This window comes from Methylocapsa sp. D3K7, from assembly GCF_029855125.1.
Lineage (GTDB): Bacteria > Pseudomonadota > Alphaproteobacteria > Rhizobiales > Beijerinckiaceae > Methylocapsa.
Map to the genome: position 1 here is coordinate 349,600 of NZ_CP123229.1, position 16,058 is coordinate 365,657.

Consider the following 16,058-nt stretch of genomic DNA (forward strand, 5'->3'; position numbering starts at 1 on the left):
TGACAAATACTGTCAAGCTTGGCATGCAAATTGCTGATTTGATTTTGGCTTGGTCCTCCCAGGCTTATGCGTGCCAACTTCCCCCTGGTCTGGCGTATCAGGCCGGATCAGGGGGCTTTTTGGTGGCGGCTACGACATACAACTCTTGCGGCTGCTGGAGTAACAGGTAGCAGGCGGCTCACACTGCCGCACTTGCCGTTAGCAGCCTTCGGTGCGCATCATGCTCCAGAGGAGTGAGGCAAATGCCACCTAACGAAAAGGACATTCGTCAGGCGATTATCGAGGCTGCCGAGCGCCTGTACCGTAAATACGGTTTTCGGAAAACGACGGTCGCAGATATCGCGCGCGAACTGCATATGTCGCCGGCGAATGTTTTTCGCTTCTTCGCGTCGAAATCGGAAATCAACGAGGCCGTTTGGCTCAGAAGGCCCCCTCCAGAGGAACCAGAAGCAATCATCCACCCAAGGGGAGGATCGCCGCTCGGCTCCAGCGATGGAGCAGCGGAGAAAGTGCCGATGAGTATAGCAAAGGCGGCTCGTAAGCCGCCCTGCCGTAGCCGGTCAGGGGTTATGCGGCTTCCTGGGCGAACGATTCCAGAAAAGCGTCAACACAATCGTCCGGGAAGTCGTCCTGCATTGATATGATGTACTCCGCTTTTATTCTCGCGTCGCCCAACGTTTCGCATGGATAGGCGCAGAGTTCGAACAACGCCCTTTGCGCGGAATCGCATGCCTCGCGCCAGTGACGCTCAGTTTCAGCACTGAGAGTGCCGGCAGCATCCTCTTCATTCATCCGGTCGCAAATCGCCTCGAATGCGGCAAAAGCGGTGCGGCGAGCGTCTATGAGGTCAAGTAACGTTGTGGCCATCATGCAGCCCCCTCTTCATCGACATAGTCGAACTGGTCGATCATATCGTAGGCTGTCTCGATGCTCTCGGCGGCGTAATGTGATGCCGAGGCAATGGCGTGCAGGTAATCTTCATTGCCCTGTATATCACCGTCAATAAGCTCATTCGCCGCCAGCTCCGCGAGCCTTAGAATGTTCGTGGTATGCTGTAGATGACGGTGTACTTCTTGGATTTTGCATAGAGGGATTGGAGCGGCTACCGCCGCCGCATCCGACGCTTTGCATTTTGGTTTCGTGGCCATCATGCGACCTCCGGTTCATCGCTCGATGTCTGAAGAGACCGGATAAGAGGACCCATTTCCATGCTCGCATGATCGATCGAGTTGTATGCGTCGTCGAGGCCACGCACAGCCACATTCGATGCTGCATAAATCCCATGGATACAATCCAGATCGTCAACATCTCCGTTGGCAAACTGATCCGCCGCAAGATTAATCAACTTAAGAAGCTGGCACGCCTCATTCATTTTGGAGTGCGCTTCTTGAAGTTTGCGCCGGGCTTTCTCGGCATCAAAAATCGGTGAGGCAGCCGGTGCTTTGCTGGTCTTAGGTTTCAGGCGTCGAGGTCATCGCCAAAAACGGCCGAGGGCCGCGCGGGCGGCTGAGGAAAGACGGCGCCAAAGGGTGCGCGTTCGCACGGAAGCGCAGTCCGTCCCCGGCTATCACAAACAAGGCGACCAGCGAAAGCGCATGAACCAGACCAGAGGCGCAGACGATGAAAAGTCTCAAGAAGATCGCGATTTTTTGTTTGATCACCTTGCCGCCACCAGCGTAGCCAATGCACGATTCCTGTAAGAGCCTGCCAATACTCCTATCTTTCCCACGTCCGGTCTCAAGGGGCAGGACAATGATTTGATTGTGATCAAGAGCACTGGGATCGCAGGGGCGCTTAATTGCAGTTTTGAGGCCCGCTTTGCCACTGGCGAACCTTTGTCGGCTAGCTCAAAGCAGTAAGGTTGGGTGGCGCCGAACCTCAACACCAACGATTGCCGCTGGCCGCTAGCAGAGTTGGACCGCGGCGAGAAAGGTCAGTTCCCTTTCTGTGGCGACGCGAGCGCTGAGCGGTACATCGCACCAGGCGTGCCTTGCCCATATTGCGCCACGCACGCTGACTTGGCTTATGAGCCGTCCCAAATGGCCAAGCGCACAATCGCCAAACTGGAGGCGGCGGAAGAGCGACGGCAAGAGCTAATATTGATTGCAGCGGCTGCTTGAGGCGCCTGATCGCGGCGCCATTTTCCATCCGAGTTCACTGGCGGCCGGCTATCATAATCATGGACGCCACCGCGTTTGCCTAGTCGCCGTGCGTATCTCTTTCATCGAATCGGACTAGCAGGGTGCGTACATAATTAAGTCTTCCAACGGTGTCCTCGTTCGCGGCGCCGGTGGCTTCTAAAGTTTCGAGTTCCACGAGTCGTTCACGCAGAACTTCCGCCATCGTCTCGCCGATGTGCCGTTCAGTATCAAAGTCCATCATCGCTAAGCCCTCCATCACCCATCCGCAGAATCATGCCGCTTTTCTGTCGCGCGCTGATGTCTCAGCGTGAGTTGATAAAATTTCGTCGAAATGGGGGTCTTGCTTCGAACGCATAGGTTCAGGGTGGAAGTTGCCAACGACCAATCCAACGACGTAGCCGATTTGGATGGTTGTGGTCAGCACGACGAAGTGAAGAAACGAGTCTAGAAGGTTGCTATTCATGTGTGCGGGGTCGGCGAGAACGAAAACGAGGGCGAGACCGCACGCCGGAATAAGAACGTAACATTTGAAGAATTGACCAAGTATGATCCCAAAGAGGACGCCCACAATGACTAGCAGGGTCATTCCAATCTCCCCGGCGCTCTGGTGTCGCGCCCGCTGTATGGCATAAGTGTAATTCAAAGATAACTACTGCCATTCGTCATAAATTATTGTGTGTTTGCACACATAACCCAAATAGGCCAAGCCTGCCGATGCATTAATTGGTCATGGCAGAGTTCAACCAATGGCAGAAATTCTTGGTCGATATGGCCATGGGCTTTGCGGGCGATAAGCGGCCCACGCTGAGACGAGCTGGGAAAAGAGCCTGCCACCGTGACAGCCGATAGGGACAATGCACGGAGCTATGGCCGAAAGTTGGTGACAGCGTAATGAGGTGAGGCGGCGTATCGTGGGGTGTTCGAAGCTCCACTTTCCATTAAAGGAAGATACGCCGTGACCCAGAATAATATCGTTAAATTCGCCGAGCCAGGTGCATTTGAGGATCCACTTACTGAAGTTTTGCGCTGCGGGGCGCGGAAGCTTTTGGCCGATGCCATCGAGGCCGAGGTTTCCGATTTCCTTGACCGGCATTCCCGCTTTTTGACTGAGGAAGGTCAGCAAAGGCTGGTTCGCCATGGGCATTTGCCCGAGCGCGAGATCATGACCGGTATCGGTCCGGTCGGCGTGCGCGCGCCCCGGGTTCGCGATCGTGTCGGCCAGGGCGAGGCGCGCATCCGCTTTTCGTCGGCGATTCTGCCGCCCTATGCGCGCCGATCGAAGAGCCTCGAGGTGTTGATCCCGATCCTCTACCTGAAGGGCATATCCACGGGCGATTTCGAGGAGGCGCTGGCCGCGTTGCTTGGCAAGGATGCCGGCGGCCTTTCGGCATCAACCGTCGCAAGGCTTAAGGACGCTTGGGTCGACGAGCACGTGCGCTGGTCGAAGCGTGACCTTACTGCCAAGCGCTATGTCTACTTTTGGGTTGACGGGATCTACGTTCAAGCTCGGCTAGAAGATGACGCTCAGTGCCTATTGGTCATTGTCGGTGCGACGCCGGAAGGCAAAAAGGAATTCGTCGCTCTCGCCGACGGTGTCCGCGAGAGTACGCAATCCTGGAAGGAAATGCTCCTCGATCTGAGACGACGGGGGCTTACGATCGGTCCCGAGCTCGCGGTTGCCGACGGCGCACTCGGGTTCTGGAAAGCACTCGAGGAGGTTTGGCCAAAGACCCGCGGTCAACGCTGTTGGGTGCACAAGACCGCCAATGTTTTGAACAAGTTGCCAAAGAGCCAACAGGCAAAGGCCAAGCGCGCATTGGAGGAGATCTGGATGGCCGAGACCAAGAAGGATGCTCTCGTCGCCTTCGACGCGTTCGTCGAAATCTACGCCATCAAATATGAGAAGGCGGTCGAATGCCTGACCAAAGATCGCGAAACTTTGCTCGCCTTCTACGACTTCCCAGCAGAGCACTGGAAGCATCTGCGCACGTCGAACCCCATCGAGAGCACATTCGCGACCGTGCGCCACCGAACGATACGCTCCAAGGGGTGCCTATCGAACAAAACAGCTATCGCCATGGTCTTCAAGCTTGCTCAAGCGGCGGAGAAACATTGGCGTCGCCTCGATGGAAAAAGTCAATTGCCAAAGGTCGTTCTCGGAGTAAAGTTCACTGACGGAATCGAGGTTGCAAAAGAACAAGTTCAAACTGCCGCCTGACCTCGCTCGTCACCAAAATTCAATCATAGCTCCAATGCACGTGTAGAAAGTTGAGCGCGGAGAAGCGGCTGGCTTTGGCCCTCAAAGCTGTTCAAGCTCGCTGGTATCGCCCCCTGCGTCAGAACCGCCGGACATCTTCAACGTGAATGTCCCGGACCTGTGGCGGTTTCGTGAGATGGGAGACCAACCCAAATCGACGAACGGTTTTTGCGTCCGGCGTCAGCCGTTACTGGACTTGCAACAGCAGCGCGACGAGTTCGCTTTGCCGGTGCGTATCGGTCTTGGCGAACACGGATTTCAACTGATTGCGCGCCGTCTCGCGCGTAATCTTCAACTCTCGGGCAGCAGTATCGGGAGGGGCGCCGCGCGCAATGATACAGGCTAGCTTGGCTTCCGCGGGCGTGAGGCGGAACGTCTTGGCAATGATCGCCGCGGATGGCCCCGGCCTCGGACCCAAGGCGTTCAACGTCAAGAGCGCGCGCACTGCCTGCGCCGGTGTATGCACTGCCCCCTCGAACGGCCAAATCCGTACGATGACCGGTAATTTGTCCACGCGAGGAACGATGACTGGCTCCAACGCCGGAGGATCAAGTCTTTGCGGATTGGTCAACTGATCGATGGCTTCCTTGAGAAGGGAACGCGAGTCCGGATCACGAACGAACAGCCGCCGGTCCTTGATCCGGATATTATCGTCGAAAACAACTTCGGCCGCAGCGTTCGCGTCGGCGACACATCCGTGCCGGTCGAGAGCGATCGCGGGCAGACGCATTGCATTGAGCGCGGCGGTCGGGGACGAGCCGGTTCCGAGCGCTCCCGGGATCGCCGCGATCTCCATCAGTCGCCGGGTGAAGGAGGCGAGAATGCGCTCTTCTTCGGCACGAAGGTGGCTGACTTCCGAATTCTCGTCCAAAATAGTCATTTGGGGTCCTAAAATACACTTCGATGACCGACGAAAGTCAAAAGGGACAGTTGTCCTGCACTCACCGCTCCAGACGCCAAAGACGTCACTACCTGGCTTGGCAGTGACGTCTCAGATGCAAATTTTTTGAAACGTGTGTTTGATGAATTATAATGGGTATTCGTATTCAGCATAACCCATTTGGGAAAATTGTAAAATTTTTTGTGTTTTTGCCAGCTCGGCTCGCGACCCCCACTTAAGGTGAATGCCGTGGCACTTGCGGTATCGATTGATCAAGGGATACTGCGGCCGGGGACAGTTCGTCGGCTGTCTTGGCTGCCCCGTGCTGGGCATGCTTTAGGATACTATGGATTCTCCTCGCTTTCCCGGGGTCCGCGAGTGCCAAATATTCGAGCCAAAGCCTATTCACTTCGAGCCTGTACGCCTCAAGGGCGGCCATCGCGCCCAACCACGCAGCCCTCGCAGAGAGTGCCTGCTCAGGTGTCCCGGTCATGGACCCCTTCGGCCGATGGCTTTTTTTCATGTGGCTTATCCACCCGGTGACCTGGGATCGATGGCGTCGGCGATTTTTTTGAGTTCGATGGCTACTCGCCTCGCTTCGTCTGGTGAAAGTACCGTGTGAGAGCGGTCGAGATCGATATGCACGTAGCCATCAAACCCAAGAATCGCGCCTCCGGCGACTAGCGCGACGCAATGATCGGATATGCTCTTGCGCGGGGGGATAACACGATAGGCGAAATGGGCGAAGAGCGTTAACGCGGTCAAAACAACACCTCCGAAGTCTAGATGACTCCCCAGCTGCTTCAACAAATGACATTAGTTCACTATTTCGTGAAATTATCAAAAATAGCTCACAAAGCAACGCTTTTTACACGCCCCCGCTAATTACATTGAGCTAGACCTAGTTTGTGACCGCGGCGAAGGATGCCACAGCTGTCACGGAGCGATGGCCTCTCCGTTGCTGCGATTGCAGCCTAATTCATCCGCCAAGGAAGCGAGTGCTACGGGCCGTACAAGACCGCCCGTCTCGTCAATTACCGCGGATGCTTCCAATCGGCCCTGAGGACTGGCTGGCCAATACCATAATTTCCGTCCCTTGCCTTCGGCCGCAAGAGCCGCGTCTATCTTGAGTATCAATTCTCGCTCTGCCGCCGATGCCATTTTGCGATATCGCCGTTGTGGGTCTGCCATTTTGTTTTGCCATCGAATATGATTTATTATCAAACACTATTGAATTATGTTCATGAATATATGTCAAGTATGCTTGATATTTAATCATCAGATTGTGAATTGGCATTATGATCACGATTGACCAAATTCGCGCAGGGCGAGCGATGGCCCGGTTGACCCAGGCGCAACTTGCAGCGGAGGCTGGTATCTCGACAACGGCAATGAATAACATTGAACATGGCACGGACGCCAAGGGATCGACGCTGCGCGCAATCCAAACCGCTCTCGAAAAAGCCGGAATCGAATTCGACTCGGATGGGCGAGGTGTCCGGCTTGCACCAGGGCAGGCACAGGAAAAGTGAGAGTGTGGTGATCCGACCACCAATCCTCCGTTTGCCCCAAAGGCGCAGCTTCTCACCGATTTCCAATAATTTGATAAGCTTGCGCCATGTGCGGACGCTTCACCCAATCCTACACATGGCACGAGTTGGTCGAGCTTTACCGGCTTACTCAACCCGCCACCAATCTACGGCCTCGCTACAATATCGCCCCAACCACGACAATCGATGTTTTGAGATTGGCAGAGACCGGCCCCGAGCTTGTTCCGATGCGCTGGGGTCTCATTCCTGGATGGTGGAAAAAGACCATCAAGGAGGTGCCATCGACATTTAACGCGCGGGCTGAAACGATTTCCGAAAAGCCAATGTTCCGTTCGGCTTTTAAACGCACGCGCTGCATCGTTCCGGTGACCGGCTATTATGAGTGGCGTACGGTCGAGAAAGCCAAGCAGCCTCATTTCATATGCGCGGCGGATGGCGCGGTGCTCTCGATTGCTGGCCTCTGGGATCAATGGAAAGACCCAGCAACCAGCGAGACAATTTCGAGCGCCACTTTGATCATCACCGCCGCCAACGATTTCGCGCGCTGCATTCATGAACGAATGCCGGTCTTTCTCGGCAGTGATGATCATGATGCATGGCTGACCGGAAAGGCTGGCGTTGACGTGTTGCGATCCGCGCCGAACCATCTCTTACGCATGTGGCCGGTCTCGACACGTGTCAATAAGTCCGGTCAGGGCGACGATGACCCCAGCTTGATTGAATCAATCGAGGCCAGCATTGTGGGATAATTGCTTGGTATCACTTTTGCGCCTGCGCCCGGAATCTCAGCCCATCCTGAGCAACCCCCCGCATGTGCCTACGGGTAGCGTTTACTTCCAAATCCCTGGCTTATTCGACCGGCGCTGGCCTAGCCGTAACAATGGCATTATCTGCAAGGGATGCTGCCAGCAGCTGTTCCCGCCATGCAATGAATTCCGGAGTCATATGTGCCACTGTCATGTCCGCAATGGTACAAAGCTGATTAACAGTCGGCTTGAATTTCATTTCCATATCCTTATTACGCCCGCACGCCACCCCTCTCCCGTCTGAGGGTAAGTAGCTCCGACCAGTAAGTTCCATCAGCGGGGCAGCATCGTCGTGACCGCGATCCTATTTGCCACCCACCCAACTGCCCGGCTCATGCCAGCACAATTGCTCGAATTGGTGGGGCCGTGACGTTTATGATCAATACCCAAACGGATCATGATTTATATCAGCATGTGACTAAGTTCTAAGTGTGCTGACCGTTCCCGTGTTCTGCTTTCAAGCGTCAGCACTTATTTATGAGTAGGCCCCTGGTCCGAATAGCCCCCCTTCTCTGGCCAGGGGTTTTTGCATCCACTCAAAAGCCGCGGACCACTCCACCGGCTCGTACGCATTTCAGTGGTCGCCGAAAAAGCGCATCACCAGCGAGAGACCGCTGAGGATGCTTATTACGCAGGCGATGCAAATTAAAACGATGCGCCAGGCCCAAGATTCCAGAACCATGAGATTACTTCCCTTTGGCGCCGCGCTCCAAGGCCCAGAGTCATACAGTTAGCCGGACAAGCGCGTGGATTTTAAGCAGCCCGATCATGCGTTGACCTTTCCAGCCGCGCCAATGCTCTCCGCACCGCGGCCAGGCGTGAGACTCAAACAGAGGGCAAAGAGCGTTGAGGAAATCTCAAGGCAAATCGACGTGCTCGAAGAGAAAATTTTCACCGTACCAACGCCCACGGCGCCCAGCCCCGAAGCCGCCATGAACACAATGAGAAAAGCCGTCGCCGAAAATAAAGTGGCGAAGCTCAAAGCCCGCCGTAAACGGATCAGACGCGGCGCATCAAAATAAGCACGCCGCTACCAAACTGAAGAAAGGCGATTAGTTAGGCTTGGGCGATCCGCAAAAAGAATGGATCGAAAAGGAAGCAACCCATGGCAATCTATATCACCCAGGGCCGATACACGCCCGATGCGATCAAGGGCATGATGGCTAACCCCGAGAACCGTGAGAAGGCCGTCGCGGATCTGATGGAAAAGGCAGGAGCCAAGCTGCTCGATCTCTATTTCACATTTGGCGAATACGATTTCCTCTCAATCAGCGAAGCGCCAAGCGAAGAGGTCATGGCTTCCGCACTGATCGCGGGGGCCGCGTCTGGCGGAATTTCTCACCTCAGAACGATGGTCGCGATGACAAGCAAGGATGCCAAGAAGGCGTTTAAATCAGCCGGGGCGCTCAGCAAATCATTCAAACCGCCAGGGCTGGGCGATGACGAAATGGCTTGAAAAGTGAGAGGCAAGTGGAAATGACCCCTGCGCAGTGCCGAGCCGCCCGAGGGCTACTTGATTGGACACAGTCAAGGCTTGCAGACGCGGCAAGGGGTTGCAGTTTCGACCGTGGCTAGCTTCGAACGATCCTGGAGAGTCGCGGCGCCTGAAACAATTCAAGCCATGCAGCACGCCCTAGAATCCGCAGGCGTCGAATTCATCCCCGAGAATGGTAGCGGTGCGGGCGTGAGGATGAAAAAAGCAAAATTGAATTGAGCCCTTTCACCGGGCTGGACATCGATGAACGTCTGGCCCAAACTCTTGGCAGAGAAGGCGGACAGGTGCAATTCACTGTTGGACTTAAACTGAACGGGAAGACTGACCACATCGCTGTGGATGCCGAAGACGCGCTCATTGCCGCTCTTAAGGTCAAGACCGAACACCCCGAAGCGGTGATCACCTACGTCCGCCAACAAAATCGGCGCGGCGATGCGCGTCACCCATCGCATGTGCTCGACGAAAACACTCATTGAAGGACAATTCCCGCTTCGAGCGCGGCTTAGGTGTTTCCTCGCACCCATCCAGCAGCGCGCCTGGCTTCATCGGCCGGGAGGGCGGCAACCGTTGCGTGATGGTCAAAAGAAAGAGCCTCACGGCGCCGTGAGCATCTTAGTCTCTAGTCTCAAGTGGCGTGAGATTTCGAATAACTGAGGTGGAAAGGATGGATGAACGACTATTAACCGCTGCTTTAATATCCCCGTTCTTCATTTGCATGATTGGCTTTGCCGTCGCCATTGCCTTTGCGCCCGCGGTGCCAAACGAGATCGCACCGCCCTCGTCGAAGAAATAAGCCGCCAAATTGGAGATGGGTCATCGTCCGGAGATGGTGAGGCGGCAGGAAAGAATGAAGGCGAATCCGATATCCCTCATAGTTGAGATATCTAGCAGCGGCCGAGCGTAAAGCTTAGGAAGTTGGGATGATCAGTGCAGTGCTCGCTGTGTTGCTCGCCATTGGGGTCAGTGCCTGCGTTTTTCTCGTAACGTGGTGGCTTTTGGGGAAGTTGTAACTCTTGCGGCTTCCTATGCTCGCGTATATCGAGAAAGGACAAAGGAAGTCGCCATGTACGGAATCCGCATCACGAAGATTGGAGTTGTACCGATGACAAGCCGCTTCGACCTCATCAAGATTTTCGCCATCGTCGCCGTCCTAGGGGGCGCGTTCTACTATCTCGCGCATTACGGCCTATCATTGCCGCAACGATAGCACGGCCATAGCGCTCGCCCCAGGGAAGAGCGGAAGCCGCCCGAAGAAGTGGCGTCGATGAAACTCGAAGTGAAGATGATCTTGATACGGGTTCTCCTAACTGCACTCCTCTTGCCCTTCTTGCTCACGCGACCATGTCAGGCCGATCCCGCGCAGGTAATTCACTACGCTCCGGCAGAGAACCTCGAACATATCGACGTGGCGCTTATCGATACCGCAACGCGCGAGATCGACATGGCCGCATACGTCCTGACTGACTGGCCGATTATCCAAGCACTCACGCGGGCGGCCGATCGCGGCGTTAGGGTGCGCATCTACCTCGATGGCACGCAGCTCGCTGAGCGCGAGCCCTCAAAGCCCTTCCATGACCTCGCCGAGACTCCAACCGTCGAGATGCGCACCAAGCGAGAGCACGGCGCGCCGATGCACCTAAAAAGTTACCAAATCGACGGGCGATTGCTACGCACCGGCGCCGCGAACTTTTCCGCGTCCGGCCTCAAGCGCCAGGACAATGATTTGATCGTGATCGAGAGCTCTGGGGCAGCGGGGGCGTTCAAGCACAATTTTGAGAATCAATTTGCCAGCGGTGAGGTCTTGACGCTTGGCATGAAATAGTTGCGCCGAGGATGGAATGATAAGGCTGAGCGTGGTTTTGATGCTTCTCAGCCGACTGCGGCTCTTGCCTGCTCGGGCTGTGGCTGCAGAGGCGGCCCTGGTTATCGAGGCCCTGACGGCAAATGCATCCGCTGGAGGAATATAGGTGCGGTGTGCGGCTCGCCGCCGCCGACGCACTGTGCGCCGGAAGGGCCGAACGCTGGCGCAGGCGTGCCTCTGATTATGGCGTCAAGGCTCTCAACTCGAAGACGCCGCAATGATGCTTGTCGACGATGGTGTTACGCTCAGCGCTCGCGCGGCGTCACCGAGATGCATCACCCTTATCAACGTGATTTTTTGGTGCCCTCGTCGAAGACGCACGTGAGAGTCCTTCGCGCGTCTTCCGTAAGCTTAACACTTCGTCAGCTGTTCCAGCACTTCGTGGCGGACTTTAATGTGTTTTTCCTTCCTGATCATAGCCTCTGTCCCTTAGCATGGCATGCCAGTTACTTAGGAAGCAGAAGACGCCATTGACGTGGATCAAGGTAATTTGATGATCGACCATGTGCGTTTGCGCGCCGCTGTCAAAAGATGTGTCAGCAATAGATAGCAACAGTTAAGCACTTAACAATTTTGACAATGCCTGCGGGCGCCGTCACCTCCTCCCAAAGCGCCCGCAGTGTCTCACTGTTTGGTCCCGCGCGATGTCTCTAATTCCATCCCTCCGACATCTAAAAAGAGACGGGTCCAATACCCACATTTTTAGTCAACAGCGACACAATTCGAGAGGTTTTTTCCATGATATTCGGTTTTATCCTCAGCGTAACAGTAGCAACCGCCCTGCTCGTCTACCTTGTCATTGCCACGAGTCCCACCGAGCGCCAGTAAGGAATTTCCGTCGCATTCCTCCGGCCGACCACGTTGAGAACAGCTGCCTCCCGCCCTGCGAACCGCGCGTTTCATTCCCAAACTGTTTTTTCCCCGGCTTAGATTGAGCGTATGCTGCTGGCCATTGCAGACGAGCCTTGATGCCGTTTTTGCCACGGGTGAGGAGTGTACATGGGCGACGAATGACCTTCTGCGCATGTGGGCGGTCTCTAAACGGGTCAATGTGTCGGGCCGGGGACGATGACCTGAGCTTGGTTGAACCCCTTGAGGTCGTGCTTAGTTGCCTGTAGAGGGAGCCAGTTGGTATTTTTCCATGGCCTCGTCGCGTAAGCAGTCCGAAAAGGCTCCATCCAAAGCCATTGTAGTTTGCTGTGGCGGCAGGCTCGCAAGCTGACATTGTGCGAACCGAAGGCAATACTGTTCTTGAAGCCGCCGTTGCGCGATTGTCGCCTCCACGGTCTTCGGCAGGTCCGACTTTGTCAGCAAGGCCAGGTTGGCTTGGTTGTAATCAATTAGCGCGGCGACCATGCACGCATTGCCTTGGTCTACCGCCCATGCGCTTGAGGCCAGGGGCGCCAAGACGATGACCAATGTTGTTTTCATCTTACTGGACATCGGCGCCTCCAATCGAGCCAGAATTTCGTCTACGTCTCAAGAAACGCGTGTTCCTTAAGCGATTTCGCGGCTGGTGCATTTCCGTCTCATCGAATTACGTTCTGAGGCGTTGCGTTTGTCCGCTTAGGCATTAATGCGGGTTAGCATATCGAAAGTTTCATGAGCGCACAATTGCGACCGCGATTTTCTGATCACACCGGTGCCGACAAGCCAATCGGTCGCCTTACGCTTGGCGCTAATTAATTGTGCAAAAGGACTCTGGGTGATTCATCGTGAACATGACGGTGGTGACGAAGGCGCTGTTTTGGTGCACGATTCATTCTGTTCTATGCAAGATCAAGGCTATTATGAACGCGCCGCCAAAATCCGACCACCTCTTTAAGACAGGGGTTTCAGGCAACCCGAACGGCAGGCCGAAGAGTGTCGAGCGGTTATTAGCACATGCGATGCCGGCAATTGTGAATAAAGCAATTGAGCGAGCGCTTGCCGGTGATGCCGAAACCATGCGCGTTCTTCTTGAACATTCGAAGCGCCGGTAACTCGTCTGAGCCTGAGAAACCTACCCTTGAGCCGCGTAGCGAGGACAACCCCGGTGCCCAAGGAATGCATCCAAGTTGGACCTGCACTCACCGGGGTCGAAGGCGGCAGCTACCATGAATGAGCGCATCGCGGCATCAGCCGGTAAGATAGTCGCTGGCGACCACTCTAGGCTGCATAGGCGGCTGGCGGGCCACGCAATTGTCCTCGACGCCATCTTCGCCGGACTGTCAGAACGCGCCATCGCCCGCATAAACGAGAATCTGCCCGAGGGACACGCAACTATGCAGATCGCGTTGACGGCTCAAGTGCAATATTGTGCCACGGTTGAAGCGCTTGCGGCAATCAAGACCTCCCGCTCGGACCGGGTCGGCGGTAATCGCCCCGGCAGGAAAGCCTGAACCGATGCCCGTCCTCAGCAACCCCAAATGGGAGCTCTACGCACAGGAACTCGCCAAGGGGTCAACGGCCGATGCTGCGTACAGAGCGGCGGGATATGTGCCAAATCCCGGAAATGGAACTCGGCTGAAGCTAAATGAAGCAATTGTGAAGCGAATTGAGGAAATCCTGAGCCAAGCCGCCGAAAAGGCCGGCGTCACGGTTGAGCGAATTGTCAATGAATTAGCGAAGATCGGCTTTGCCGACATCCGTAAGGCCGTGAAATGGGGCGAAAGCGTCGCTCTCCCTGGTGAAGACGGCGCCGAGGTTTATGTCGCCCATCACGTCGGGTTGCTCTCGAGCACGGACATCGATGACGACACGGCGGCAGCGATCTCCGAGGTGCGCAAGACCAAGGATGGCATCGCCATCAAGTTTCACGACAAACGCGCGGCTCTTGCTGAACTTGGCAAACATCTCGGCCTCAAGACAAAGCTCGAATTGAGCGGCGGATTCACTCTCGAGCAGCTTGTCATGGCCAGTTTTGAGCCGCCGGGCGAACAGGCGCCAGTGTCATTGCCGCCAAAAACTGATCCATGACTGCCTGTCCTGAGACGCTGTCTCCTAGCGCTAGGAGGATGAGGTGTCATCGCGAACGCCTGAGCCGCGGTGCTGTGTTCGTGCGCTTCGAAATGACGCCGGCTGCCGTCGATCGCCTTGTCGCCACCAGCTGGCTCGATGCTGCGAGTCGGCACAATCGGGATGCCGTCGTCGAGGCTTTCCTTAAATTCGGTGCGACCGCACTGTGGTCGGAAGGGTGAGGGCGTGACACGTCACATTGGCTATCGAGTGTTCTACAGATGCGACGAAGCTATGCGATGTGGCCGTCGAACAATCCGTCGCATTGAAATCGATGATGTGATCGTTAAGAAAGCCAAGCCACAATCGAGAAAGTGCGCGCCGCTCTCGAAAAGGCCGGTGTCGAGTTCATCGCGGAGAATGGCGGAGGCCCCGGCGTGAGGTTCAAGAAGGCGAAGGGCAAGCGGAAATGAAGGTAACCCGGCTCTTGTTAGCAGCGGGCGCCTTCGTCGCTTCGTTCATTTCTTTCTCCGCCGATGCAGCGCCGGTCCTTCATTACGCGCCGGGTGAGAACCTCGAACATATCGATGTGGCGCTTATCGATACCGCAAAGCGCGAGATCGACATGGCCGCATATATCCTAACGTAAGCTGCCGGGGGTGCATGGCGATAGTCGGTAATCCTCCGGGTAATGCGGCCCTGCCCTCCGCGCCTGGACGCGCGAAGCGGCGCGGCAAGTGCTTGTAGGACTCGCCGCCGTTGTTTGAGAAGCGGATCTCCGCCCAGGTTCCGGCAGGGCCACCTCAATAAATATTGATCATGCGAAAGCCTATAGATGTTGCTTATCAGGCAAATAAATCAATATTGTCCGCGCATGGAGCTCACTCAGATCAGGCACTTCATCGCAGTCGCGGAGACTGGCAGCTTCACAAAGGGCGCGCAACGCGCGACCGTTTCGCAGCCCGCTATCTCGGCTAGCATCGCGAAGCTTGAAGCGTATTTCGACGTCAAATTGCTCGACCGGCGCCGGTCCCCGGTGGTGCCAACCGCCGCCGGAGCACGGCTGCTCGAAGCGGGCAGGGAGATTTTGCAAAACTGCAATGCGGTGAAAGCCGAACTCAAGACAATTGCCACGCCGAAGCTTTTGAGATTTGGCGTGCTGCAGTCGCTCTCGAGCCGACAGGTTTCCAAGCTGCTGGGCTCTTTCCGAGACACGCACTCTCATGTAGCGATCGAGGTGTGCGATGCGCTCAGCGAGCAATTGGTTGAGATGCTCACTGAACAGCAGCTCGACGCGGTGCTCACGATCCTTGATGAAAGCGCCTCGAAATTTGCGAGCCGGGTTCTCTTCAAAGAACCCTATGTGTTGGCCGTTCCCATAGCTCACCGCTTCGCGCAGCGGGAAAGCGTGACGCCTGCTGACCTAGAAGGGGAGCCCTTCATCGTCAGAACAGGCCGCGATAAGTTCCTAGATGCGAGCCATTCGCTTGTTACTCGCGGCATCAAGATTCGAGTTGTGTATAAAACCGCCCAAATCGACAGGACACTGGCTCTCATCGCGGCCGGTGTAGGCTTATCCTTTATTCCGGCCCACCTCGCGACGCCAGCCGTGAAACAGGTGCAGGTGGCTGATATGGACTTCTCAAGAATGTGCGGCCTATTGTGCTCACGCGAACGAGAGAACGACCTCCAGGAATTCATTGAGTTCGCTGAAAGCTATTGCTGGATGGTTTAAGCGCCTCCGTTCCGGGGGCAAAACGCCGCGGGCATCGAGATACGCGCCGGTGCCGCGAATTTATCCGCGTTTGGCCTTAAGCGCCAAGACAATGATTTGGTCTTAATCGAAAGTGCCCGCGTCGCGGCGGTGTTCAAGCGCGCCCTCGATGCGCGATTCGCAAGCGGGGAAGCTCTGGCGCAGATATCAGTACTAGCCAGATGAAAAGTTCAGGCCTCGCCCTTGCAGACGTGGTGTGAAATTGTCGACGCGGCGTGAACCTGACGTTCGAGGAGATTTGTTGTGCGCTCTCTTTCGTGACGGAGCGGCGCGTTGAACTCACAATTACGTGAGCCGGCAATTTGTCCGAAGGCTCGATAAAGCCGATTCTTGCCCTCTTGCAGAGAGGAGCAACAG

General features: G+C 55.8%; 22 protein-coding genes and 2 pseudogenes. 15 read left to right on the forward strand and 9 right to left on the reverse strand.

What is annotated here, in order from left to right; translation table 11 throughout:
• Positions 1-242 precede the first annotated feature (242 nt).
• Positions 243-416, forward strand: a pseudogene (locus tag QEV83_RS01490) (helix-turn-helix domain-containing protein); the annotation flags it as partial.
• Positions 417-567: 151 nt separating this feature from the next.
• On the opposite strand, the gene QEV83_RS01495 reads toward QEV83_RS01490, so the two are convergent.
• The 4 genes from QEV83_RS01495 to QEV83_RS01510 form a co-directional block, all read right to left on the reverse strand.
• Positions 568-870 carry a hypothetical protein gene (locus QEV83_RS01495; RefSeq protein ID WP_280131166.1) on the reverse strand — a complete coding sequence of 101 codons (303 nt, stop codon included), beginning with the start codon at positions 868-870 and terminating at the stop codon, positions 568-570.
• Positions 867-1,151, reverse strand: a complete 285-nt coding sequence (locus QEV83_RS01500; RefSeq protein WP_280129534.1) for a hypothetical protein — start codon at positions 1,149-1,151, stop codon at positions 867-869. The genes QEV83_RS01495 and QEV83_RS01500 overlap by 4 nt, the downstream gene beginning before the upstream one ends.
• A 1,048-nt stretch (positions 1,152-2,199) precedes the next feature.
• Complete coding sequence (locus QEV83_RS01505; protein ID WP_280129535.1) at positions 2,200-2,382, reverse strand: hypothetical protein; 183 nt, start codon at positions 2,380-2,382, stop codon at positions 2,200-2,202.
• Between the two features lie 30 nt (positions 2,383-2,412).
• The gene (locus QEV83_RS01510; protein ID WP_280129536.1) at positions 2,413-2,727 is read right to left on the reverse strand and encodes a hypothetical protein; all 315 of its coding nucleotides are present in this window, start codon (positions 2,725-2,727) and stop codon (positions 2,413-2,415) included.
• A 369-nt stretch (positions 2,728-3,096) separates the two neighbouring features.
• Here QEV83_RS01510 and QEV83_RS01515 point away from each other — a divergent pair, with 369 nt between their 5' ends.
• Positions 3,097-4,359 carry an IS256 family transposase gene (locus QEV83_RS01515; protein ID WP_280129044.1) on the forward strand — a complete coding sequence of 421 codons (1,263 nt, stop codon included), beginning with the start codon at positions 3,097-3,099 and terminating at the stop codon, positions 4,357-4,359.
• A 226-nt stretch (positions 4,360-4,585) separates the two neighbouring features.
• On the opposite strand, the gene QEV83_RS01520 is transcribed toward QEV83_RS01515, so the two are convergent.
• Together QEV83_RS01520 and QEV83_RS01525 are read right to left on the reverse strand one after the other, a co-directional pair.
• Positions 4,586-5,278, reverse strand: a complete 693-nt coding sequence (locus QEV83_RS01520; protein WP_280129537.1) for a helix-turn-helix transcriptional regulator — start codon at positions 5,276-5,278, stop codon at positions 4,586-4,588.
• 528 nt (positions 5,279-5,806) lie between these two features.
• Complete coding sequence (locus tag QEV83_RS01525; RefSeq protein WP_280129538.1) at positions 5,807-6,043, reverse strand: hypothetical protein; 237 nt, start codon at positions 6,041-6,043, stop codon at positions 5,807-5,809.
• Between the two features lie 533 nt (positions 6,044-6,576).
• On the opposite strand from QEV83_RS01525, the gene QEV83_RS01530 reads away from it, so the two are divergent.
• Both QEV83_RS01530 and QEV83_RS01535 read left to right on the forward strand, forming a co-directional pair.
• Positions 6,577-6,810 carry a helix-turn-helix transcriptional regulator gene (locus QEV83_RS01530; protein ID WP_280129539.1) on the forward strand — a complete coding sequence of 78 codons (234 nt, stop codon included), beginning with the start codon at positions 6,577-6,579 and terminating at the stop codon, positions 6,808-6,810.
• A gap of 86 nt (positions 6,811-6,896) precedes the next feature.
• Complete coding sequence (locus QEV83_RS01535) at positions 6,897-7,577, forward strand: SOS response-associated peptidase (RefSeq protein ID WP_280129540.1); 681 nt, start codon at positions 6,897-6,899, stop codon at positions 7,575-7,577.
• Between the two features lie 100 nt (positions 7,578-7,677).
• Here QEV83_RS01535 and QEV83_RS01540 read toward each other — a convergent pair whose 3' ends face one another.
• Positions 7,678-7,833 (reverse strand): hypothetical protein, encoded by a 156-nt coding sequence (locus QEV83_RS01540; RefSeq protein WP_280129541.1) that lies wholly within the window; start codon positions 7,831-7,833, stop codon positions 7,678-7,680.
• A gap of 673 nt (positions 7,834-8,506) precedes the next feature.
• Here QEV83_RS01540 and QEV83_RS01545 point away from each other — a divergent pair.
• A complete protein-coding gene (locus tag QEV83_RS01545; RefSeq protein WP_280129542.1) occupies positions 8,507-8,656 on the forward strand; it encodes a hypothetical protein in 150 nt (49 codons plus the stop codon).
• Between the two features lie 83 nt (positions 8,657-8,739).
• A complete protein-coding gene (locus QEV83_RS01550) occupies positions 8,740-9,090 on the forward strand; it encodes a GYD domain-containing protein (protein WP_280129543.1) in 351 nt (116 codons plus the stop codon).
• 158 nt (positions 9,091-9,248) lie between these two features.
• On the opposite strand, the gene QEV83_RS01555 is transcribed toward QEV83_RS01550, so the two are convergent.
• On the reverse strand, positions 9,249-9,602 hold the full coding sequence (locus QEV83_RS01555; RefSeq protein WP_280129544.1) for a hypothetical protein: 354 nt from the start codon (positions 9,600-9,602) through the stop codon (positions 9,249-9,251).
• 590 nt (positions 9,603-10,192) lie between these two features.
• Here QEV83_RS01555 and QEV83_RS01560 point away from each other — a divergent pair.
• Together QEV83_RS01560 and QEV83_RS01565 are read left to right on the forward strand one after the other, a co-directional pair.
• On the forward strand, positions 10,193-10,336 hold the full coding sequence (locus tag QEV83_RS01560) for a hypothetical protein (protein ID WP_280129545.1): 144 nt from the start codon (positions 10,193-10,195) through the stop codon (positions 10,334-10,336).
• Positions 10,337-10,393: 57 nt separating this feature from the next.
• Positions 10,394-10,951 (forward strand): phospholipase D-like domain-containing protein, encoded by a 558-nt coding sequence (locus QEV83_RS01565; protein ID WP_280129546.1) that lies wholly within the window; start codon positions 10,394-10,396, stop codon positions 10,949-10,951.
• A gap of 1,143 nt (positions 10,952-12,094) precedes the next feature.
• Here the strand turns inward: QEV83_RS01565 and QEV83_RS01570 are convergent.
• A complete protein-coding gene (locus tag QEV83_RS01570) occupies positions 12,095-12,433 on the reverse strand; it encodes a hypothetical protein (RefSeq protein WP_280129547.1) in 339 nt (112 codons plus the stop codon).
• Between the two features lie 272 nt (positions 12,434-12,705).
• On the opposite strand from QEV83_RS01570, the gene QEV83_RS01575 reads away from it, so the two are divergent.
• From QEV83_RS01575 to QEV83_RS01605, 7 genes and pseudogenes are all read left to right on the forward strand, one after another.
• Positions 12,706-12,972, forward strand: coding sequence for a hypothetical protein (locus QEV83_RS01575; protein WP_280129548.1), 267 nt, complete (start codon positions 12,706-12,708; stop codon positions 12,970-12,972).
• Between the two features lie 114 nt (positions 12,973-13,086).
• Complete coding sequence (locus QEV83_RS01580; RefSeq protein WP_280129549.1) at positions 13,087-13,371, forward strand: hypothetical protein; 285 nt, start codon at positions 13,087-13,089, stop codon at positions 13,369-13,371.
• 4 nt (positions 13,372-13,375) lie between these two features.
• The gene (locus tag QEV83_RS01585) at positions 13,376-13,948 is read left to right on the forward strand and encodes a terminase small subunit (RefSeq protein WP_280129550.1); all 573 of its coding nucleotides are present in this window, start codon (positions 13,376-13,378) and stop codon (positions 13,946-13,948) included.
• An 80-nt stretch (positions 13,949-14,028) separates the two neighbouring features.
• The gene (locus tag QEV83_RS01590; protein ID WP_280129551.1) at positions 14,029-14,169 is read left to right on the forward strand and encodes a hypothetical protein; all 141 of its coding nucleotides are present in this window, start codon (positions 14,029-14,031) and stop codon (positions 14,167-14,169) included.
• A gap of 117 nt (positions 14,170-14,286) precedes the next feature.
• Positions 14,287-14,400, forward strand: a pseudogene (locus tag QEV83_RS01595) (transcriptional regulator); the annotation flags it as partial.
• On the forward strand, positions 14,397-14,576 hold the full coding sequence (locus QEV83_RS01600; RefSeq protein ID WP_280129552.1) for a hypothetical protein: 180 nt from the start codon (positions 14,397-14,399) through the stop codon (positions 14,574-14,576). The pseudogene QEV83_RS01595 and the gene QEV83_RS01600, both read left to right, overlap by 4 nt.
• Before the next feature lie 363 nt (positions 14,577-14,939).
• Positions 14,940-15,662 (forward strand): LysR family transcriptional regulator substrate-binding protein, encoded by a 723-nt coding sequence (locus tag QEV83_RS01605; protein WP_280129553.1) that lies wholly within the window; start codon positions 14,940-14,942, stop codon positions 15,660-15,662.
• The last annotated feature ends 396 nt before the right edge of the window (positions 15,663-16,058 follow it).